The following is a 19,748-nucleotide window of genomic DNA, read 5'->3' as shown; positions in this document are numbered from 1 at the left end:
GTGACCGCACGATGGACCGCCGCCTCGGCGGAGCCGGGCATCGGTGGGGCATGCCCGGCGTGCTTGCGCGGGAGGGGAAGCTGTGGCGCGTCGGCCTGCGCCTTGGGCGCCCGGACAACCGCTCGAGGACATTCTCACCGAGCGGGTCATCACGGTGCCGAACGCGATCAGCTTCGTGCGCCTGTTCGGCGTGCCGGTGTTCCTGTGGCTGCTGCTCGGCTTCGACGACCAGCAGGTGGCCGCGCTGATCGTGCTCGCGATCGGCGGCACCACCGACTGGGTGGACGGCTGGGTCGCACGCCGGCTCGGCCAGGTCAGCCGGCTCGGCGAACTGCTCGACCCGTTCGTCGACCGGCTCTACATCGTCGCCACGCTGGTCGCGTTCACGCTGACCGCGGTGGTGCCCTGGCAGTTCACGGCCGCGCTGATGGCCCGCGAGGCGGTGCTCGGCGTCTGCCTGCTGATCCTGCGTGGCCACGGCTACGGCCCGCCGCCGGTGCACTACGTCGGCAAGACAGCCACGTTCATGCTGCTCGCGGCGTTCCCGGTGCTGCTGCTGTCGAAGGCGTCCGAGGCGGCCGGGCCGTACGCGCACGCGTTCGGCTGGGCCTGCGCGATCTGGGGCCTGGTGCTCTACTGGATCGCCGCGTTCTTCTACATCTACCAGGTGTCGCTGCTGGTCCGCGCCACCCGCCCGGCGAACGGGACGGCATGAGCGAGACCGTGAACAGCCCGGAGGACCGGCCGGGGGCGGGTGACCGGGACGGCAGCCAGGCCAAGCAGCGGGTGTACGCGCCGGACTTCCTGACCGAGCTGTTCCGCAACCCGCTCGACCCGGGTTACGCGGATGCGGCCGCCCGGCGCGCGAAGGAAGGGCCGCGGGCCGGCTGGCGTGGCGCGTCCGCCCGCGGGCTCGCGCTCACCACGCTCGTGCTGGTCGGCTTCCTCTTCGCGATCGCCTACCGGCAGACCATGGCCGCGGAACCGGCCCGCGGCAAGGCCCGCGCCGCGCTGGTCGACCAGATCCACGCCCGCCAGGACTCCGCCGAGGACCTGGAGCAGCGGGCCGCCGCGCTGCGGGCCGAGGTCAACGCGCTGCGCGAGGCGAACCTCGAGGGCGACACCGCGGAGCGGCTACGCGACCTGGAGGCGCTCACCGGGCTGGCCGAGGTCGAGGGCGACGGCGTCGTGGTCACGGTCGCGGACGGGGACGCGGACGTGAACGTGGTGACCGGCGGCAGCAAGAACGTCTCCAAGGTGCTCGACCGGGACCTTCAGGACATCGCGAACGCGCTCTGGGCCTCCGGCGCGGAGGCGATCGCGATCAACGGGGAGCGGCTGACCGCCACCTCGACGATCCGGGCCGCGGGCGAGGCGATCCTGGTCGACTTCCAGCCGGTCACCAGCCCCTACGAGGTGGCGGCGATCGGGCCGGACGAGCTGAAGGAGCGGTTCGAGCAGACCGGCAGCGCGTCGCTGTTCCGCGCGCTGGTCGACAAGTACGGCATGAAGTTCGAGGTCACCGGGCGCGACGACCTCACGCTCACGGCCGCGGCCGGCGGCGATCTGGAGCACGCGTACCGCTCGCCCGAGCCGACGCCGCCCGCGACCGGCTCGCCCGGGATCAGCGGCACCAGCACCCCCACCCCGACCACCCCGACCTCCCCGGAAGGCGACTGATGTACGCGGTCATCGCGTTGATAGCGGGCGTCCTGCTCGGCGTGTTCCTGGACCCGACCGTGCCACCGGCGCTCCAGCCGTACCTGCCGATCGCGGTGGTGGCGGCGCTGGACGCGGTGTTCGGCGGCGTCCGGGCACGGCTCGACCGGAACTTCGACGACAAGCAGTTCGTGATCTCCTTCATCTCGAACGTGCTGGTCGCGGGCGTGATCGTCTACCTGGGTGACCAGCTGGGCGTGGGCGGGCAGCTCTCCACCGGCGTGGTGGTCGTCCTCGGCGTCCGGATCTTCGGCAACGTGGCCGCCATCCGCCGCCACCTGTTCAGCGCCTGACCGGGTAGCTTGTAGCCGATGAGCAGCGACGAGCCGATGCGAGCCGACTCGAAGCCGGCAGAACCCCCTGTCGAGGACCAGACGACGGTCAACCTCACGCAGGCGGATCTGCGTCATACCGAGCCGCCGGCGACCTCGGTGCCCCCGGTGGTGCTTCCGCCGGTGGCGCCGCCGTCCGAGGTCGTGCCCGCGAAGACGGGCACCGACGCGGAGCGGTCCGCGGCGCGGAAGCCGAGCCCCAAGCCCAGCCCGGCGCCGAGTCCCACGCCGAGCTCGGCGTCGCCGGTCGTGCCGGTCAGCCCCGGTGTGCCGGTGAGCGGTGCGCCCGCGCCGAAGCAGAAGACCGCGGCGAGCGCGCCCGCGGAAGCGCGGAAGATCGTCGCGCCGGTCCGGGGCGAGGACGATCGCGCAGCCTCGGTAGCGGCGAAGCCGGAGCAGGGCGACGGCGGGTTGCCGGCCGCGGCCGAGGTGCCACCATCCGTACCCTCGGATGGCTCTGGGGATGAAGCGGCGCCGGCGGCGCGCCGGTTCTCCGCGACCACCGTGATGATCGCGGTGCTGCTGCTGTTGTTCGGGTTCACGCTGGTCGTGCAGTTGAAGGCGAACGACGGCGACTCGACGCTGCTGACCGCGCGGCAGGAGGATCTGGTCCGGATCCTGTCGGACCTGGAGTCGCAGGAGCAGCGGCTGCAACAGGAGGTCACCGCGCTGGAGGACAGCAAGCAGTCGCTCAGCTCCGGCGCCGAGGGTGCCGAGGCCGCGCTGCGTGAGGCGACCGAGCGCGCGGACGACCTCGGCGTGCTCGCCGGTGAGCTGCCGGCGCGCGGCACCGGGCTGGTCATCCGGATCAACGGGGGAGAGAACCAGGTCGAGTCGGACGCACTGCTCAACGCGGTGCAGGAGTTGCGCGGCGCGGGCGCGGAGGCGATGCAGATCGAGGGCGGCGACGGCACCGCGGTGCGGGTCGTGGCGTCCACCTCGTTCACCGACTCGCCGGCCGGGCAGGGCGGCGACCGGTTCGGCGTGATCGTCGACGGCAAGCGGCTGACGTCGACATACACGATCACCGTGATCGGCGACCCGAAGACGATGGACACCGCGTTGCGCATTCCCGGCGGGGTGATCGAATCGATCACGGATGACGGCGGTAACGTGACCGTGCAAGAACAAGGTGTGGTCGACGTGTCCGCTGTCCATGACGTCACCACGCTGCGGTACGCCCGGCCGGTCTCCTGACCCGGCTCTCACCGAAGGACGAACGACCCGTGATTCCTGAGCACCTGCGATACACCGCCGAGCACGAGTGGGTGTCCGGTGACGGCTCCGCCGCCGCGCGCGTCGGCATCACCGACTTCGCGCAGCAGGCGCTGGGCGACATCGTCTTCGTGCAGCTGCCCGACGTGGGCGCGGCCGTCCAGGCCGGCGAGTCGCTGGGCGAGGTCGAGTCGACCAAGAGCGTCTCGGAGATCTACGCTCCGATCTCCGGCACGGTGGCCGCGAAGAACACCGCGCTGGACGACCAGCCCGAGCTGATCAACACCGATCCGTACGGTGAGGGCTGGCTCATCGAGATCACTCCGGCCGACCCGGCGGCGGTCGCTGCCCTGCTCGACGGCACTGCCTACGGTGAACTGATCAACAAGTAGTTTTCGTCGCACCGACAGAGTGTGATATCTGACAACCTGACGCGTTGCGCGCGTCTGGTTGCCGCACCCTACCCCGCTGGCTACTCTGCCGTAGTCACGCGAGAACTTGATATTGAAACCGCATTGTCGAACGTCCTTCACATGCCACGGATGGCAGCCGGGGGAGGCCCCGCCGGGCGCTGACCGGCGGTTGTCCCGGTCCGCAGGGACGTGCGACCGAAACAGACACGAGGTGGTCCGATGACGCGCCCAGACGACGAGTTCCCCCCGCTCGACGTCACGTCGACGCTGAACCTGGGTTCGCTCGACGAGGTCCTCGAGGGTCCCGAGACCGACGTGGTACCCAGCCGGATGTCCGGCTCGCTGCCGCCCGGCATGGCCCTGCTCGTCGTCCGCCGGGGGCCGAACGCCGGCGCCCGGTTCCTGCTCGACCACGACGTGACGACCAGCGGCCGGCACCCGGACAGCGACATCTTCCTGGACGACGTCACCGTCTCGCGCCGGCACGCCGAGTTCCACCGTGACAGCGGCACGTTCACGGTCCGCGACGTGGGCAGCCTCAACGGCACCTACGTCAACCGCGAGCGGGTCGAGGCCGCGACGCTCTCCAACGGCGACGAGGTCCAGATCGGCAAGTTCCGGCTCGTCTTCATCGCCGGGCCGCGCCCGGACGAGGGTGGCCGCTGATGACCTTGATCCTCCTGTTTAGCGAGGAGATGTCATGACCGTTTCCGGGGCGGCGGCCGCCTTCCCCGGTCCGCCGCCCGGTGATCACCGGGCGGCGCAGCAGCATGGGCGCCGGCTGATGAGCATCGGCGAGGTGCTGTCCGAGCTGCGGTCGGAGTTCCCCGACACCACGATCTCCAAGCTGCGCTTCCTCGAGGCCGAGGGCCTGGTGGAGCCGGAGCGCACCGCGTCCGGCTACCGGAAGTACAGCTGGGACGATGTCGCGCGCCTGCGTTTCGTGCTGACCGCGCAGCGGGACCAGTACCTCCCGCTGCGCGTCATCCGCGCGCAGCTGGCCGAGATGGAGGCCGCCGGCTCCGGGCCGGCGGCGCTCCGGCTGGTCGGGGCCCCTTCGGACGACGAGCCGGCCGCGGAACCGGTCGACACCCGGTGCAGCCGCACCGACCTGCTGGAGCGCACCGGTCTGTCGGACTCCGGGCTCGCCGAGATCGAGCGTCTCGGGCTGATCGTCTGCCGCTCGCCCGGGTGGTACGACGAGGACGCGCTCGCGGTCGCCCAGGCCGTCGCCGGCCTCGCCCGGCACGGCATCGAGGCGCGGCACCTGCGTGGGTTCCGGGCGGCCGCCGACCGTGAGGTGGGTCTCTACGCCCAGCTGATCGCGCCGCTCGCCCGGCAGCGCGACCCCGCCGCCCGCGCCCGCGCGGCCGAGACCGCGCTTGAGCTGGCCGGCCTTTCGCAGATGCTGCACGCGGCGCTGCTGCGGGCCGGTCTGCGCGACATCCTTGAGCGCTGAGTTGGGGATTTGTCCGTAACACGCGTGACGTAGGCTCGCTTGGGTACGGTGCCCGGCATCGCACGGCGCGGGTGGCACTTACGCATGGTGATCCGTGTACCGTGCAGGTGAGGGGCAGGAACGCGCCTCGACGCCGCCGCTGGGCGGTGGCATCGGGGCGTTCACACATAAGCGACACGGAGGCAGCGGTGCGCGAGCTGAGCGTGGTCGGGGTGCGGGTGGAACTGCCCAACAACCAGCCGATCGTCCTGCTCCGCGAGGTCGAGGGCGACCGTTACCTGCCGATCTGGATCGGCGCGGTCGAGGCCACGGCCATCGCCTACGAGCAGCAGGGGGTCAAGCCGGCCCGGCCGCTCACCCACGACCTGCTGCGGGACATCCTGACGGCGCTCAAGGCGCCACTGCAGGCCGTCGAGATCACCGAGCTCAAGGAAAACGTGTTCTACGCGGACCTCCTGCTCGGCGACGGTGTCCGCGTCTCCGCCCGGCCCAGCGACTCCATCGCGCTGGCGCTGCGTGTCGGCGCCCCGATCCGCTGCGCCGAGCAGGTCCTCACCGAGGCCGGCATCGTCATTCCGGACGAGCAGGAGGACGAGGTCGAGAAGTTCCGCGAGTTCCTCGAGGGCGTCCGCCCCGAGGACTTCGCCGGCTGAGACCTCCGGTTCGCCTGGTTCGCCTAGCCGGGGCACACCGGCCGGCGACTCGATAACGGCTCCGCGGGTTTCGCGATGCGGTAACGGGGCAATTACGCTGCGCAGGTTCCCCCGTACGCGGCGTGTCGCGGCAAAGCTTCCGCGATCCGGTCCGATGTGCGCTATATGGTGGGGCTCGTCGAGGGACGCGGCACCGCACAGCGGGAGGTAGTCGCATGGACGAATCTGCTGGATCAGGGTCGGCCCCAGGGGTCGACGACGGCATCGGGATCGGCGAGGACGGCACCGTGGGCTACCGCGGGGTGACCGCCTGCCACGCTGTCGGCATCAGCTACCGCCAGCTCGACTACTGGGCACGCACCCAGCTGGTCGTCCCGAGCATCCGCGACGCCTCCGGCTCCGGGACCCAGCGGCTCTACTCGTTCCGCGACCTGGTCGTCCTCAAGGTCGTCAAGAGCCTCCTCGACGCGGGAGTCTCGCTGCAGAACATCCGCAAGGCGATCGAGACGCTCCGATCGCACGGCGTCGAGGACCTGGCGGGCATCACGCTGATCTCCGACGGGACGACGGTCTACGACTGCCGCTCCCCGGAGGAGGTCGTCGATCTCCTCCAGGGCGGCCAGGGCGTCTTCGGCATCGCGATCGGTGGCGCGTTCAAGGAGATCCAGGGATCGCTGTCGCACCTGCCGGGCGAGCCCGCGGTCTTCGCGCGCCCGGCGGAGGAGCCGGAGCCCGCCTCGGAGACGTTCGGCGACGAGCTCGCGGCACGCCGCGCCCGCCGTCGCGCCGGCTGAGAGCACGACTCCTCTTCCCGCTTCCGGCGTGGTCGCTCTGGACGTGCTCCCGCGGGCACCGGTCGTCGCCGGCGCTCCTCCCCGCGTCCCGTCGTCGGAGAGACGTGGATGACGCCCGGGTAAGGCCGGTACGGCAGGGCGTCTCCGGGCCGACGTCCGGCGATTCCGGCCTCTCTGTAGCCCGGCTCGGGCAACGATCTTCGGCGTGTATGGGCGTCGGCCGGGTGAGTGGTTCGGGCGGGCCGGCCGGGTCACCCGATCAGGGGTGCATTTCCGCAGATCACGCCCGCGTCGTTGGCCGCGGTGTCACGATTTCCGCGGCGCGCCGGTGGAGCCAGCACGGCAAGCGGACAACCATCCCACCGGCCCGACATGGGGGAAATATCATGCGAATCAAGGCACGGTACGTGGCTGTCATCGCCGGGGCTCTCGCGGCGATGGCGCTTCCCGGAGTCGCCGTCGCAAGCCCGGGGATCGATCCGTCCTACATCAGGAACGTCGGACTGGACGGCTGCCTGACGGCGGTCCCGGACGACACCTCGGACGGGCACGTCGTGCGGGTCAAGCCCTGCGACCGCTCGTTCGAGCAGATCTGGCTGAAGAAGGAGCTCGACGTCGACGCGGTCGGGCGTCCGGTGTTCATGGTCCGGAAGAACGCGCGGGAGTGCCTGGAGCTGATCGGGGAGGAGCTGCCGGACAGCGGCCGGCTGGCGCTCCGCGACTGCGACGAGAACGACCCGCAACAGGTGTTCCGGGCCTCGAAGGCCGACTGGTCCGTGCCGACCTGGCGGGTCTCCAACCCGCCGTCCGGCGCGTGGCTGAAGGCGTATCACCAGCACGAGGCGCCGTACGTGTCGGCGACGAAGGAGTGGCCGGGCGCGTTCGCCGAGTGGGAGCTTCTGCCGATCATCGGCTGATCCGGCACCGGTGACCGGCTCTCGGCCGGTCACCGGTGTTCCCGCCGAACCCGCACGCCGGCACGATCACCGGATTCTTCGCGCGGTGACGCTCAGCGTTCCGCCGCCACCAGCTCCCGCGTCGCCGGGGCGATCTCCTTGGCGAACAGTTCGATCGCGGCCGGGTTGTCGGTGGCGAGGATGAAGCCGCTGGTGCCGTACTCCAGGGTCAGCCCGGCCAGCTCCTCCGCCCACTGGTCCGGCGGCCCGTCCAGGAACCCGCGGCTCTGCGCCGCGAACGACCCGCCCACGTTGAGCAGCCGCCGCACGTCGGACGGGGACCGCCCGGCCTCCACCGCCGCCGCGTCGATCCGCTCGTTCATGCCGGTCAGCTCGGACGGGCCGCCCTTCAGGTACGCCAGCGAGGGCAGCCATCCGTCCGCGAGCCGCCCGGTCAGCGCCAGCATGCGCGGCTTGAGCGCGCCCACCCAGATCGACACGTCGTGCGCCGGCGCCGGACCGCGTTTCGCACCGTCCACCGTGTAGTACTTGCCGTGCACGTGCACGCCGCCCTTCGACGACGTGTCCCACACCGAGCGGATGATCTCGATCCCCTCGGCCAGCGCGTCCACGGCCTGCCCGGGGGTGAGCCGCCGCCCGCCCATCGCCTCGATCGCGTCCCAGAACGCGCCCGCGCCGAGGCCCAGCTCGACCCGGCCGCCGGAGAGCAGATCCAGCGACGCGACCGCCCGGGCCAGCACCGCGGGCTCGCGCAGCGGCAGGTTGAGCACGTTACCGGCCACCTTGATCCGCGAGGTGCGGGACGCGACGTAGCTCATCAGCGTCCACGCGTCGTGGAACGTCGGCTGGTACGGGTGGTCCTGGAAGGTGACCACGTCCAGCCCGAACTCGTCGGCCGCGACCGCCAGCTCGACGGCCTGCTGCGGCGGCCGGGCCGCCGGGGTGACGAACGCGCCGAAGAGCAGCTCGTGTCCGTAGTCGGTCATGACCGGTCCTCCGTCGCGGGAACGATGTTGAAGTTGTCGCGGAACAGGTTCGTCGGGTCGTACTCCGTCTTGATCTTCCGCAGCCGTTCCAGCGTGGCCGGCGGGAACGCGTCGGTGAGCCGGTCCGGCCGCGGATCGGTCTCGAAGCTGAGGTAGAGCCCTTCCATCAGCGGGTACAGCTCGCGGTCCCACACCCGGTCCAGGCGCTGCCGGTTGTTGCCGATCGCCGCGATCTGGAAGTTCGCGTCCCGGTGCGCGTAGGCGGTGTCCGCGGCCGCGACGTCGGAGACCGCGCCGCCGACCGCGCGGATCTGGAAGAAGTAGGTGGCGCCGCTGGCCAGCAACCGTGCGATCCCGGCCGCGACCTCCGGCGTGAGGTGCCGGACGAACCCGGAACGGCTGACCGGCTCGCCCTGGCCGCGGTGCGGCTCGGTGGACGCGTTCGAGATGACCGCGGAGTACGGCGCGATCACCACGTTCTGGTCGTAGAGCGCGGACACCGAGGCGATCGGCGTCATCTGCTCCACGACCGTCTCCGCGTCGGACGCGTCGACCAGCACCATCACCTGCGCGAACGACGGCTGGCCGGGCTGCGGCGGGCCCATCAGCAGGTTCGCGGTCAGGTCGCGCGGCGCGGCCTCGACCGCCTCGCCGTAGCGGACCAGCATGCCGGCGGTGTCGGACGCGTCCAGCACGAACTGGCCCCAGCCCACGTCGCCGACCTCGTCGACCCGGAAGTCGAAGTCGGTGACCACGCCGAAGTTCGCGCCGGCGCCGCGCAACGCCCAGAACAGGCCCGGATGCTCGTCCGTGGACGCGCGCACCACTGAGCCGTCCGCCAGCACCACGGTCGCGGCGCGCACGTGGTCGAGCGTCAGGCCGTACTTGCGGGTCATCCAGCCGATGCCGCCCGCGGTGGTGAGCCCGCCGACGCCCACGCCGCCGTAGTCGCCGGAGGTCAGCGCCCAGCCGTGCGGGGCGAGCGCGGCGGCCACCTCCATCCAGCGCAGGCCGGCGCCGATCCGGACCAGGCGGGTCGCGGAGTCCAGCACCTCGAAGGTCTTGAAGCGGCCCAGATCCAGCACGATGCCACCGTCGTTCGTGGACCGGCCGCTGATTCCGTGCCCGCCGCTGCGCACGCCGAACGGCAGGTGGCGGTGGCCGGCGGCGAACCGCAGCGCCTCCGCGACCTCGTCCGGCGTGGACGGCCGCAGCACCAGGCCGGGGGAGCCGCCGCGCATGTAGTTGGAGCGGACCGCCGAATATTCCACGTCGCCGGGCTCGACCGCGGACCGGGCCAGGGAGGCCGGCACCTCGTCGTAGCCGATGCCGGGGCGGCGCTTCGACCGTACCCCCGAGGGTTTGTGGTTGGGCTCGGCCAGAGGTGCGGCGGCGTCGCGGAGCGCCGGCATCACCTCGGTGGCGAACGTCTCCAGGTCGGCGGCGGAGTCGGTCATCAGGATCAGCGTGCCGACGCCGTCCTCCAGGATCAGCGGCAGCAGCTCGTCGATCCACTGCGCCGGCGGGCCCTGGAGGAACCCCTCGGACGTGGGCCGGAACGCGCCGGAGATGTTGAGCAGGCGGCGGATGTCGGCCGGCTCGCGACCGGCGGCGACCGCGGCCTCGTCGATGATCTTGTTGCCGGCCGAGACGCCGTCCCGGCCGACGTAGGGCAGCGACGGCAGCCACCCGTCGGCCTTCTCACCGACCAGCCGCAGCATGCGGGGCTTGGCCGCGCCGACCCAGATCGGGATCGCGTGCGCCGGGGCCGGGCCGCGCTGCGCGCTGACGACGCGGTGGAACTCGCCGCCCGCGCGTGCCGGACGGGCGCTGGAGAGGTCCTGCAGCTCGCGGATCACGTCGATCGCCTGGCTGAGCGCCTCGATCGACTCGCGCGGCGGACGCACGGTCGCGCCCATCGCCCGCGCCGCGTCCGAGAAGCCGCCGGCGCCGAGCGCGAGTTCGAGGCGACCGCCGGAGAGCAGGTCGAGCGAGGCGGCGGCCCGGGCCAGGACCGAGGGGGTACGCAACGGCAGGTTGATCACGTTCGGCGCGAGGCGGATGCGTGACGTCTGCCCGGCCACCCAGGACAATAACGTCCACATGTCATGAAATTTCGGTTGATATGGGTGGTCCTGGAACGTGACCAGGTCGTAGCCGAGCTCCTCGGACCGCGTGGCCAGTCCGACCGGGTCCTGCGGTGGCGCGTTGCCGGGCGTGACGAACGAGCCGAACTCGAGGGGGTGTCCGTAGTTCATGGCCGAACCAATCAGCTGCGAGGTTGATGCATCAACCAGTGTGCCAGATCCGCATCGAAACGGATGTGACATCCACCGCCCCGGCCGGCTCGTCCTCAGGAGCGTCGGCACCCGGACCGTCTCGCGGACGCGTGCGGCCCGCAGCTACGACGATCATGGTCGGGGCCCTGATCCGTACCGCCGCATGGTTTTAAATGTTTCGGAACGCAGCGAAACGATCACGCAACACCGCGCGTGACCGCCCGTAACCAACCTTGGGTTCACTGCCGCTCACAACGCTCTGAAACTTCAAGGGAGTACATACAGTGGACAGTGGAAGCACCGCGTGGGTGTTGACCAGCACCGCGCTGGTCCTGCTCATGGTGCCCGGCCTCGCGCTGTTCTACGGCGGCATGGTCGGCGCCAAGCGCGTCATCAACATGGTCATGATGACCTTCGGCGCGGCCATCGTGGTCTGCGTGATCTGGGTGCTCTACGGGTACTCGCTGGCGTTCGGTGACTCCATCGGCGGCGCCGGCATCCTCGGCCTGGACACCGCGAACTTCGGCCTCGGCGGCCTGATCGCCGAGGACGAGGCCGCGACCATCCCGCCGGCGCTGTTCGCCGTGTTCCAGATGCTGTTCGCGGCGCTGACCACCGCGCTGATCGCCGGTGGCGTCGCCGACCGGATGAAGTTCGGCGTCTGGCTCGCGTTCACCGCGGTCTGGGCCACGCTGGTCTACCTGCCGGTCGCGCACTGGGTCTTCGCGTTCGACAGCGACACCGTCGTCGGCGGCTGGATCGCCAACGACGTCGGCGCGATCGACTTCGCCGGCGGCACCGCGGTCCACATCAACGCCGGCATCGCCGCGCTCGCCGTGGTCATCGTGCTCGGCAAGCGCACCGGCTGGCCGTCGTCGCCGCACAAGCCGCACAACCTGCCACTGACCGCGCTCGGCGCCGGCCTGCTCTGGTTCGGCTGGCTCGGCTTCAACGGCGGCTCCGCGCTCGCCGCCGGCAACTCCGCCTCGGTCGTCGTGCTCAACACGGTCGCGGCCGCGTCCGCCGCCGGCCTCGCCTGGATCGCCGTCGAGCGCTTCCGCGGCGGCGCCATGACCTCGCTCGGCAAGTCCTCCGGCATCGTGGCCGGCCTGGTCGCGATCACGCCGGCCTGCGGCGCGGTCAACCCGCTCGGCGCGCTGATCATCGGCGCGATCGCCGGTGCGCTCTGCGCGCTCGCGGTCAACCTGAAGTACCGGCTCGGCTACGACGACTCGCTCGACGTGGTCGGCGTGCACCTGGTCGGCGGCATCATCGGCACGCTGCTGATCGGCTTCCTGGCCACCGCGGACGCCCCGAACGAGCGCGACGGCCTGTTCTTCGGCGGCGGCGTCGAGCTGCTGCTCGACCAGACCATCGCGGCGGTCGCGGTCCTGGCGTACAGCTTCGTGCTGACGTTCATCATCGCCAAGCTCTTCGACCTGACCGTGGGCCTGCGGGTCAGCGCCGAGGTCGAGCAGGAGGGCATCGACAGCGTCCACCGCGAGTCCGGCTACGACTTCCTCGGCCCCGACCCGGCCGCGCCGGCCGGCCCGGCCACCTCGGAGCCCGAGCCGGCCAAGGCCTGATCTTCTCCCGGACGTGGCCCCGGCGCCCCGCCCATTCCTCCCGGGTGGGCGCGCCGGGGCCCGCTGCTTGCTTCGGACGGCGGTCGGGGCGCCCGGATCATGGACCGTTTGGCGCGTTCGCCCTGACGCCAAGGGCCGGTGGTCAGTGCGCCGCGGTGGGGGAGAGCCTGACCGGAGCCGGTTTCTCGTGGGTCAGGATGGCGGCGGCCGGGCAGCGGAGGACCGCCTCGCGGACCGCGGGGGCGGTGTGGGCCGGCGGCCGGCTGTCGAGCAGACGGACCAGGCCGGCCTCCTCGTCGAAGTCGAAGACCTCCGGCGCGATCGAGCGGCACATGCCGGAGCCGATGCAACTCGCGCCGTCGACCTCCACCCGAAACGCAGTCATGCGTCGCCTCCCGCTCACTCTCGGTCTAGGACATCGTTCCTGACCGTCAATGTGGGCGCCAGAAGCGGAGATCGCGGATGACGCCAATCCCGGCACGTTTTCTCCGGTTCGAGCCGAAAGCACTACCGCGCGGCACCGGTCCCGGCCTTCCGGCCGAGGTTCGCGGCGGCGCGTCCGCGCAGGCTGTGACGCATGCCTTCGACAACACGGCGGATCGTGGCGCTCGACGTCATCCGCGGGTTCGCGCTCTGCGGGATAACCATCGCCAACATCAAACCCATCGCCCACCGGGGTACGGTCCACGAGTCCGCCGGCACGGTCCTCCCGCCCGCGCCCGACGCCCTGCCGTGGCTGCATCTCTTCGTCGACCAGCGCTTCTATCCGATCTTCGCGGTGCTGTTCGGCGTCGGGTTCCAGCTGCTGCTGCGCTCCGCGGGTTCGCGGCGGGTGCTGCTCCGGCGGCTGGTGGCGCTGCTCGCGGTCGGCCTGGCGCACATGCTGCTGCTCTGGCCCGGGGACATCCTCACCGCGTACGCGCTGTTCGGCCTGCTGGTGCTGCTGCCGGCCTCATGGTTGCCGAGAAACTGGGCGGCCGGGCTGTGCGTGCTGCTCATCGGGCTGTCACTCGGCCTCGGAACCGGCTTCTACCTGCTGACACCCGGGCTGCTGATGCTCGGGGCGACGCTCACCCGCTTCGGGGTGGTGGACCGGATCGAGCGTTCGGCCCGCGTACCCGCGACGGCCTTCGTCCTGTCCGCCGCGGCCGCCGTGCCGTTCGGGTATCTGCAGGCCACCAGCGAGGCCACGGTCCGCTGGACCTATCCGATCGCCGGGCTGCTGATCGCGGCCGCCTACGTGTGCGGCCTGTTGCTGCTGCTCCGGACGCCGCTGCGCCGCGGGCTGACCGCGGTGCTGGCGCCGCTGGGCCGGATGGCGCTGACCAACTATCTCGGGACGACCGCGCTGGTGCTGACGATCTCAGCGCTCGCGCCCGGCTCGGACGGCTGGGGCACCGGTGCCGTGCTGACGATCGCGGCCGCGATCCTGGCTCTACAGTGGGCGTGGTCGACGCTCTGGCTGCGGTGGTTCCGGCAGGGCCCGCTCGAATGGGGATGGCGGTGGGTGACCTGGTGGCGCCGTCCCCCGCTGCGGATCGCCTCCGCCCGATGACCGGCCGATCCGCATCCGCACTGACGGCGGCCCGGCTGATCGGCCGGGCCGGGCTCGCGTCCGCGCTGACGCTCGGCCTGCTGATCGAGATCGTGGTGACCGCGGGCGCCCGCCCGCCGCTGCCGGTCGCGCTGGCACACCTGCTCGTCACGACCGGCATCTGCATCGCCGCGATCGCGGTGCTGCTCCGGCGGCGGCCCTCGGTCCCGGCGGCTGCCCGGCGCCAGGCCGTCGTGTTCGCGGGCCGCAGGCGATGGCGCGTGGAGTGGGCGGCGGTCGTGGCGGTCGGGCTGATGCTGGCCGGTCAGGTCGTGGACGTGACGTCCGGGTGGCGGGGGCAGCCGGCGCCGGTCGCGTGCCTGGCACTGCTGATCGTGACGGGCGTGGCGGTGCGGCGGCTCAGCGGCATCGGCGCGGCCCTGACCGCGGCGGGGGCGCTGGTGCCCACGGTGGCGTTCCGCGGCACCTACACGTCGACGGTCACGCTGGTGATGACGGCCGGCTGGTTCGTGGCGGCCGGCGCGGGCCTGTGGTGGCGAATCGGCGACGCCCGGCGACGGGACCTGCGCGAGTCGGTGCGGCGCGCGGAACGATCGGCGTTGGCCCGCGACCTGCACGACGTGGCGGCTCATCACCTGACCGCGCTGATCATCCAGGCGCAGGTCGCGCAGGTCGCGCAGGTCGCGCCGGGCGAGTCCCGCGCGGCCTTCGCCGAGATCGAGAAGGCCGGTGCGGAGGCGCTGGACTCGCTGCGCCGGGTGGTCCGCCTGCTCCGGGACCCCGACGGCGATCCCGACCCGCCCGGCACGATCGACGACCTGGTCACCGCCTTCGCGGCAGGCATGACCAGCACGCGCCACGACATCGGCGCGACCGCGGCCGACGGAAGCGGCGCGGCCGGCCCAAGCGGCGCGGCCGGCCCAAGCGGCGCGGCCGGCCCAAGCGGCGCGGCCGGCGGGATCGAAGTGCGGCTGGAGCTGCCGGACGGGCCGCAGCCCGCGCACTGGCCGTCCGCGCTGGCCACCGGCCTCTACCGGATCGCGCAGGAGGCCCTGACCAACGTGATCCGGCACGCCCGCGACGCACGCCGGGTCACGGTGACGCTCGCCCACGACCCGCACCTGATCCGCCTCACCGTCACCGACGACGGCACCGGTCCGGCGCGGGGTGGCGTGACGAGGCCGCCCGGTGGTCCCGATCGCGTGCCGGCAGCCGGTCCGGCGACGGGTGGCGTGGCGGGGGAATCCCGCGGTGGGCACGGGGTCGACGGGATGCGGGAGCGTGCTGTCGCGCTCGGCGGGACCTGCACCGCCGGGTTCGGGGCCGGTGGCGGCTGGGCCGTGCACGTCGTCGTTCCCACCGGCCGGTGAGCGTGGACGCCATCACCGTGCTGGTCGCGGACGATCAGGCGATCGTGCGGCGTGGCCTGCGGCTGCTGCTGGACAGCCACCCGGACATCACCGTGGTCGCGGAGGCCGAGGACGGCGTGGTGGCGATCGAGGCGGCGCGCCGGTTGCGGCCGGACGTGTGCCTGGTCGACATCCAGATGCCGCGGCTGACCGGCCTGGACGTGACCCGCGCGCTCGCCGCCACCATGAAGGTCGTCGTGATCACCACGTTCGACCTGGACGAGTACGTGCACGAGGCGCTCAGGGCCGGCGCGGTCGGCTTCATCCTCAAGGACTCCGGTCCCGCGCTGCTGGCCGAGGCGGTCCGGGCCGCACACGCCGGTGACGCGCTGGTCTCGCCGTCCGTGACCATGCGGCTGCTGCGGCACTTCGCCGGTGCGGGGCCGGCGTTCGCGCCGGGCCCGCCGCCCCCGCTCACCGACCGCGAGCTGGAGCTGGTCCGGAGGGTCGCGCGCGGCCGCACCAACCGGGAGATCGCCGCCGAGCTGTTCGTCTCGGTCAGCACCGTCAAGGCACACCTGGCGAACATCCAGACCAAGCTCGGCCTGCGCAACCGCGTCGAGGTCGCCGCCTGGGCCTGGGAGAACCACCGAACCTGAAAGGCGAAGGGCGAAAGGTCAGGCGAGGTCGCTGAAGGTGGTCAGGAACCTGTCGCGGAACGCGTCCATCCGCCAGACCGGCGCGTCCGGGGCCGGCTTGAGGCCGGGGGTCCAGTTCCAGGAGGAGACGCGGTCCAGGACGGCCGGGTCCTTGGCGACGATCGTGATCGGCACGTCGCGGCTGGCGTTGTCGCCGGTGATGATGGGGGCGGGCTGGTGGTCGCCGACGAAGACCAGCACCGTGTCGTCCGTGCCGTAGGTGGCGATCCACGAGGTCAGCGCCTCGATCGAGTACTCGATGGACTGGCGGTAGGCGGCGCGGACCCGGTCGGAGTTGCTCCACAGTTCGCGCGTGGCGACGCCGGCCTGCGCCTGCGGCGTGAAGACCGTGCCGTCGCCGACCGCGTTCCAGTCGACCATCCGCGGCAGCTTCGTCCACGGCGAGTGGCTGGAGAGCGTGTCGATCTCCGCCATGATCGGGGTGTCGTGCGCGTCCAGTTCCCGGCGCTGCAGCGCGGAGTAGGAGAACTGGTCCGGGACCACCACCCAGGTGAAGTGCTCGCCCTCGTAGCCGATCGTGGTCGAGTCGTAGACCTGGTCGAAGCCGTAGAAGTGCTGCTCCGGCCACGCGTAGGTGAGCGCCGGCATCATCCCGACCGTGCGCCACTCCGCGCGCCGGAACGCGCCGGTCAGCGTGGTGTGCTGGGTGCTGACCAGGTTCCGGTACCGCTCCTGGTTGTTGATCCACAGCCCGGACTGGAACGTGGAGTGCGCCAGCCAGCTGCCACCGCCCGCGGTCGGCGAGGTCAGCCAGCCGCTGCGCGCGCTGAAGCCCTGCGCGGTCAGCTGCTCCTCGCCCGCGTCCAGCGCGGCCGTCACCGGGCCGGTGTAGTCGTGGCCCTCGACCGCGGTGCGCCCGTAGCTCTCGATGAACGTGAACAGCACGTCCTTGCCGCGCAGTCCGGTCAGCAGCTGCTCCGGCGGCACGTCCCGGAACGCGTCGTTCGCGGCCAGCTCCGCGAACTCGCGCGAGTCGGCCAGTCCGGTGTTGACCTGCCGCACCTTGTCGGCCGCCATCCGCGCGGTGCTCCACGCGGCGACCGGCCCACCCGGATCGGCGCGCAGTCCCGTCCCGGCGACCAGGACCCAGATCACGGTCAATACCGCCACGGTACGGACGGAGGCCCTGTCGTGCCGCACCACGAACCCGGACAGCCGGATCATCGCGGCCGCCATCATCGCCAGCACCGCGACCGCCATCAGGAGCACGCCGATCAGCAGCGCCCACGCCACCGCCGTGTTCGTGTTGCCCTGCACGATGTTGTAGGCATCCTTGAAGAACGGCCAGTCCAGCACCAGGTCGAACGACCGCGACAACGTGGTGTAGAACCCCATGTCGACCAGCTTGATGATCAGCATCAGGCCGAGGACCGCGCCGAGCACCGCCGCGAGCACGATGCGCGGCCGGCGGGGGAGGAGCCGGAGCACCGCGACCGCGATCAGCGCCTCCAGCGGGATCCGGAGGAACGCGGCCGGCCCGAGGCTGCTCACCTGGTTGGGAGACAGCAGCGCACCGAGGACCAGCACGGCCGCGAGCAGCGTGACCACCCACCCGCCGACGGTCCTCAGCCGCTTCACGACGCCGCTGTCCGGCTCCGGCTCGGCCCGCTCCGGCTCGGCCCGCTCCGGCGTCTCGGCCGGTGCGGTCTCGCCCTTCTCGTCAGGCCCGGCCGCCACGCTCGCGTCGTCCGGCGGCGTCTCCGCAGGCATGTCCAGATCCGGTGTTCGACGGAAGCGCGTAATGAGCGACAACGGTGAGTTCCTTCGCAGCGGGACCCGTACGGGCCGTCAGACCTACCCGGCCCTAGGTACGTCCGCCCGGCCCCACTGCGTTCAACATCATGCGATCTTTCTGCCTCCGGTGAGCGGCGACCGGCCGCGTCCGCGCCGATGCATCACCGGCCGGCGCCCAACCGGACATACCCGCGCGCGACTATCCGTCCGCCGGTGGCCTCGGGGTGAGGAGGCCGCGGTGGAAGGCCTCGGTGACGGCGGCGGCGCGGTCGTTGACGTGCAGTTTGGTGTAGATGTTGAGGGTGTGGGACTTGACCGTGGCCTCGGTCAGGAAGAGCTTGGTGGCGATCTCGCGGTTGGTGGCGCCGGCGGCGACCAGGGTGAGGACCTCGATCTCGCGGGGGCTGAGCGGGCTCGGCGGGGGTTTGCGGACGCGGTTCATCAGCAGCGCGGTCACGGACGGGGCCAGGACGGACTCGCCGCGGGCGGCGGCGCGGACCGCGCGGGTCAGGTCCTCGCGGGAGGCGTCCTTGAGGAGGTAACCGACGGCGCCGGCCTCGATCGCGGGAAGCACGTGGTGGTCGGTGTCGTAGGTGGTGAGCACCAGGACGCGGGTCTCGGCGGCGAGCTCGCGGGTGGCGGTCAGGCCGTCGGTGCCGGGCATGCGCAGGTCCATCAGGACCACGTCGGGGTGCAGCTCGCGGGTGAGACGGATCGCCTCGGCGCCGTCGGAGGCCTCGCCGAGGACCTCGAAGTCCGGGTCGGCGTGGAACAGGCTGACCAGGCCGTCGCGGACGATCGGGTGGTCGTCGACGATCAGCAGCCGGATCGGGGTCACGTCGGCTCCTTCCGGGAGCCGGCCACGGGCACGCGGGCGGAGATGCCGGTGCCCGCGCCCGGCTCGGACTCGACCTGCAGCGTGCCGGACAGATTCTCCATCCGCTGCCGCATCCCGATCAACCCGAAGCCGCCGCCCGCGAAACCGGCCGCGCCGCTGGTAGAAGGCGAACCACCGGTGCCGGAAGCAGTGCCGCCGGGGCCGGCGGGAAGGGCGAAGCCGCGGCCGTCGTCCAGGACGTCCAGCGCCACCTCACCCTCCAGGAACGACAGCGTGACGTCCACCCTGGTCGCCTCCGCGTGCTTGGCCACGTTCGTCAGCGACTCCTGGGCGATCCGCAGCAGCGCGTCCTCCGCGTCCGGCGGGACGGGCAGCGGCGTTCCGGTCGTGGTGACCTGGACCGGGATGCCGTGCAGCGCGGACCAGCGCGCGGCCACGCCGGACAGCGCCTCCATCAGGCGCGCGGCCCGCAGCGGCTCCGGGCGCAGCGCGTGCACGGAGCGGCGGGCCTCGGCCAGGCTCTCGCCCGCGAGTGCGGTCGCGATGTCGACGTGCCGCCGCCAGCGGGCCGGATCATCGGAGGCGTGCGACGCCGCGCGTAGCTGACTGATGATGCCGGTCAGCCCCTGCGCGAGCGTGTCGTGGATCTCGCGGGCCATCCGTTCGCGCTCCTCGCGTACCGCCGCGTCCCTGGTCTGGGTCAGCAGGCGCTCGTGCAGCGCGGCGTTCTCGGCCAGGGACGCGGCCAGGCGGCGGTTCGCGTCCTGGACCTCGGCGAGCGCGTCCTCGCGTTCCTCCTCGTGCCGGGCGGCACGCTGGGCGAACCAGGCGAAGCCGCACATGGGTACGACGTTGCCCGCGATCACCACGGCGACGATGAACGGGTTGTCCACTCCGGACGCCTGTGCGGTGCCGGCGACGACCGCGACCGCGCCGACGCCCACCGGTAGCCACGGCCAGTTCAGCAGCCGGAACGCGAACACGTAGGACACCGGCGTGAACAGGCCGAACCATGGCGTCTGCCACACCAGCGCGGCGTTGAGCGCGATCAGCCCGGTGACCAGCACGCCGCGGCGCCACCACGGTTGCAGCATCCAGGTCGCGGTCAGCGCGCACAGCGCGAGCACGGCCGGCGAGGTCGCGTTGACGGCGGCGAGCGCGGCCAGCAGCGCGTACGGCCACCACCTCATGGCCGGCAAA

General features: G+C 72.0%; 20 protein-coding genes. 14 read left to right on the top strand and 6 right to left on the bottom strand.

Going from position 1 to position 19,748, the window contains the following annotated elements:
• Positions 1-82 precede the first annotated feature (82 nt).
• The 10 genes from clsA (at position 83) to J2S43_RS19945 (ending at position 7,502) form a co-directional block, all read left to right on the top strand.
• Complete coding sequence (gene clsA / locus J2S43_RS19990; RefSeq protein ID WP_306831397.1) at positions 83-715, top strand: cardiolipin synthase ClsA; 633 nt, start codon at positions 83-85, stop codon at positions 713-715.
• A complete protein-coding gene (locus J2S43_RS19985) occupies positions 712-1,680 on the top strand; it encodes a DUF881 domain-containing protein (protein WP_306831395.1) in 969 nt (322 codons plus the stop codon). Before clsA ends, J2S43_RS19985 begins: the two co-directional genes overlap by 4 nt.
• A complete protein-coding gene (locus tag J2S43_RS19980) occupies positions 1,680-2,012 on the top strand; it encodes a small basic family protein (RefSeq protein ID WP_306831394.1) in 333 nt (110 codons plus the stop codon). Before J2S43_RS19985 ends, J2S43_RS19980 begins: the two co-directional genes overlap by 1 nt.
• Before the next feature lie 312 nt (positions 2,013-2,324).
• A complete protein-coding gene (locus tag J2S43_RS19975) occupies positions 2,325-3,248 on the top strand; it encodes a DUF881 domain-containing protein (RefSeq protein WP_442320068.1) in 924 nt (307 codons plus the stop codon).
• Positions 3,249-3,277: 29 nt separating this feature from the next.
• Positions 3,278-3,658 (top strand): glycine cleavage system protein GcvH, encoded by a 381-nt coding sequence (gcvH, locus tag J2S43_RS19970; protein WP_306831390.1) that lies wholly within the window; start codon positions 3,278-3,280, stop codon positions 3,656-3,658.
• Between the two features lie 240 nt (positions 3,659-3,898).
• On the top strand, positions 3,899-4,345 hold the full coding sequence (gene odhI / locus J2S43_RS19965; RefSeq protein ID WP_306831388.1) for an oxoglutarate dehydrogenase inhibitor Odhl: 447 nt from the start codon (positions 3,899-3,901) through the stop codon (positions 4,343-4,345).
• A 34-nt stretch (positions 4,346-4,379) separates the two neighbouring features.
• Entirely contained in the window at positions 4,380-5,138 is a 759-nt protein-coding gene (ftsR, locus tag J2S43_RS19960; protein ID WP_370881639.1) for a transcriptional regulator FtsR, read from the top strand.
• 188 nt (positions 5,139-5,326) lie between these two features.
• A complete protein-coding gene (locus tag J2S43_RS19955; RefSeq protein ID WP_306831386.1) occupies positions 5,327-5,791 on the top strand; it encodes a bifunctional nuclease family protein in 465 nt (154 codons plus the stop codon).
• 215 nt (positions 5,792-6,006) lie between these two features.
• Positions 6,007-6,585, top strand: a complete 579-nt coding sequence (locus J2S43_RS19950; RefSeq protein WP_306831384.1) for a MerR family transcriptional regulator — start codon at positions 6,007-6,009, stop codon at positions 6,583-6,585.
• Positions 6,586-6,971: 386 nt separating this feature from the next.
• Positions 6,972-7,502: a ricin-type beta-trefoil lectin domain protein gene (locus J2S43_RS19945; RefSeq protein WP_306831382.1), complete on the top strand. Its 531-nt coding sequence runs from the start codon at positions 6,972-6,974 to the stop codon at positions 7,500-7,502.
• 92 nt (positions 7,503-7,594) lie between these two features.
• On the opposite strand, the gene J2S43_RS19940 is transcribed toward J2S43_RS19945, so the two are convergent.
• Together J2S43_RS19940 and J2S43_RS19935 are read right to left on the bottom strand one after the other, a co-directional pair.
• A complete protein-coding gene (locus J2S43_RS19940; protein WP_306831380.1) occupies positions 7,595-8,488 on the bottom strand; it encodes an LLM class flavin-dependent oxidoreductase in 894 nt (297 codons plus the stop codon).
• Positions 8,485-10,746 (bottom strand): LLM class flavin-dependent oxidoreductase, encoded by a 2,262-nt coding sequence (locus tag J2S43_RS19935; RefSeq protein ID WP_306831378.1) that lies wholly within the window; start codon positions 10,744-10,746, stop codon positions 8,485-8,487. Before J2S43_RS19935 ends, J2S43_RS19940 begins: the two co-directional genes overlap by 4 nt.
• A gap of 305 nt (positions 10,747-11,051) precedes the next feature.
• Here J2S43_RS19935 and J2S43_RS19930 point away from each other — a divergent pair, with 305 nt between their 5' ends.
• On the top strand, positions 11,052-12,353 hold the full coding sequence (locus J2S43_RS19930) for an ammonium transporter (RefSeq protein ID WP_306831377.1): 1,302 nt from the start codon (positions 11,052-11,054) through the stop codon (positions 12,351-12,353).
• Between the two features lie 142 nt (positions 12,354-12,495).
• Here J2S43_RS19930 and J2S43_RS19925 read toward each other — a convergent pair whose 3' ends face one another.
• Positions 12,496-12,738 (bottom strand): ferredoxin, encoded by a 243-nt coding sequence (locus J2S43_RS19925; protein ID WP_306831375.1) that lies wholly within the window; start codon positions 12,736-12,738, stop codon positions 12,496-12,498.
• Between the two features lie 192 nt (positions 12,739-12,930).
• Here J2S43_RS19925 and J2S43_RS19920 point away from each other — a divergent pair, with 192 nt between their 5' ends.
• Genes J2S43_RS19920 through J2S43_RS19910 form a run of 3 tightly spaced genes read left to right on the top strand, consistent with a single transcriptional unit; the run spans position 12,931 to position 15,916 of the window.
• Positions 12,931-13,908 (top strand): DUF418 domain-containing protein, encoded by a 978-nt coding sequence (locus J2S43_RS19920; RefSeq protein WP_306831373.1) that lies wholly within the window; start codon positions 12,931-12,933, stop codon positions 13,906-13,908.
• Entirely contained in the window at positions 13,905-15,278 is a 1,374-nt protein-coding gene (locus tag J2S43_RS19915) for a sensor histidine kinase (protein WP_306831372.1), read from the top strand. Before J2S43_RS19920 ends, J2S43_RS19915 begins: the two co-directional genes overlap by 4 nt.
• Positions 15,275-15,916, top strand: a complete 642-nt coding sequence (locus J2S43_RS19910) for a response regulator (protein ID WP_306831370.1) — start codon at positions 15,275-15,277, stop codon at positions 15,914-15,916. The genes J2S43_RS19915 and J2S43_RS19910 overlap by 4 nt, the downstream gene beginning before the upstream one ends.
• Before the next feature lie 18 nt (positions 15,917-15,934).
• Here the strand turns inward: J2S43_RS19910 and J2S43_RS19905 are convergent, their stop codons facing one another.
• From J2S43_RS19905 to J2S43_RS19895, 3 genes are all read right to left on the bottom strand, one after another.
• Complete coding sequence (locus tag J2S43_RS19905) at positions 15,935-17,686, bottom strand: sulfatase-like hydrolase/transferase (RefSeq protein WP_306831368.1); 1,752 nt, start codon at positions 17,684-17,686, stop codon at positions 15,935-15,937.
• Positions 17,687-17,909: 223 nt separating this feature from the next.
• Positions 17,910-18,548, bottom strand: coding sequence for a response regulator (locus J2S43_RS19900; protein ID WP_306831366.1), 639 nt, complete (start codon positions 18,546-18,548; stop codon positions 17,910-17,912).
• Positions 18,545-19,738 (bottom strand): sensor histidine kinase, encoded by a 1,194-nt coding sequence (locus J2S43_RS19895; RefSeq protein WP_306831364.1) that lies wholly within the window; start codon positions 19,736-19,738, stop codon positions 18,545-18,547. The genes J2S43_RS19900 and J2S43_RS19895 overlap by 4 nt, the downstream gene beginning before the upstream one ends.
• Positions 19,739-19,748: the final 10 nt, after the last annotated feature.

Source organism: Catenuloplanes nepalensis (assembly GCF_030811575.1).
In the GTDB taxonomy this organism is placed as follows: Bacteria; Actinomycetota; Actinomycetes; order Mycobacteriales; family Micromonosporaceae; genus Catenuloplanes; species Catenuloplanes nepalensis.
The sequence above is the reverse complement of the archived record's forward strand: the minus strand, read 5'-3'. Positions and strand labels throughout refer to the sequence as shown.

What these genes read in the sequence shown, in the direction of transcription:
- J2S43_RS19985 (WP_306831395.1), top strand. Translation starts at nt 712, where the DNA reads ATGAGCGAGACCGTGAACAGCCCGGAGGACCGGCCGGGGGCGGGTGAC.
- J2S43_RS19980 (WP_306831394.1), top strand. Translation starts at nt 1,680, where the DNA reads ATGTACGCGGTCATCGCGTTGATAGCGGGCGTCCTGCTCGGCGTGTTC.
- odhI (WP_306831388.1), top strand. Translation starts at nt 3,899, where the DNA reads ATGACGCGCCCAGACGACGAGTTCCCCCCGCTCGACGTCACGTCGACG.
- ftsR (WP_370881639.1), top strand. Translation starts at nt 4,380, where the DNA reads ATGACCGTTTCCGGGGCGGCGGCCGCCTTCCCCGGTCCGCCGCCCGGT.
- J2S43_RS19950 (WP_306831384.1), top strand. Translation starts at nt 6,007, where the DNA reads ATGGACGAATCTGCTGGATCAGGGTCGGCCCCAGGGGTCGACGACGGC.
- J2S43_RS19945 (WP_306831382.1), top strand. Translation starts at nt 6,972, where the DNA reads ATGCGAATCAAGGCACGGTACGTGGCTGTCATCGCCGGGGCTCTCGCG.
- J2S43_RS19940 (WP_306831380.1), bottom strand. Translation starts at nt 8,488, where the DNA reads ATGACCGACTACGGACACGAGCTGCTCTTCGGCGCGTTCGTCACCCCG.
- J2S43_RS19935 (WP_306831378.1), bottom strand. Translation starts at nt 10,746, where the DNA reads ATGAACTACGGACACCCCCTCGAGTTCGGCTCGTTCGTCACGCCCGGC.
- J2S43_RS19925 (WP_306831375.1), bottom strand. Translation starts at nt 12,738, where the DNA reads ATGACTGCGTTTCGGGTGGAGGTCGACGGCGCGAGTTGCATCGGCTCC.
- J2S43_RS19920 (WP_306831373.1), top strand. Translation starts at nt 12,931, where the DNA reads ATGCCTTCGACAACACGGCGGATCGTGGCGCTCGACGTCATCCGCGGG.
- J2S43_RS19915 (WP_306831372.1), top strand. Translation starts at nt 13,905, where the DNA reads ATGACCGGCCGATCCGCATCCGCACTGACGGCGGCCCGGCTGATCGGC.
- J2S43_RS19905 (WP_306831368.1), bottom strand. Translation starts at nt 17,686, where the DNA reads ATGCCTGCGGAGACGCCGCCGGACGACGCGAGCGTGGCGGCCGGGCCT.
- J2S43_RS19895 (WP_306831364.1), bottom strand. Translation starts at nt 19,738, where the DNA reads ATGAGGTGGTGGCCGTACGCGCTGCTGGCCGCGCTCGCCGCCGTCAAC.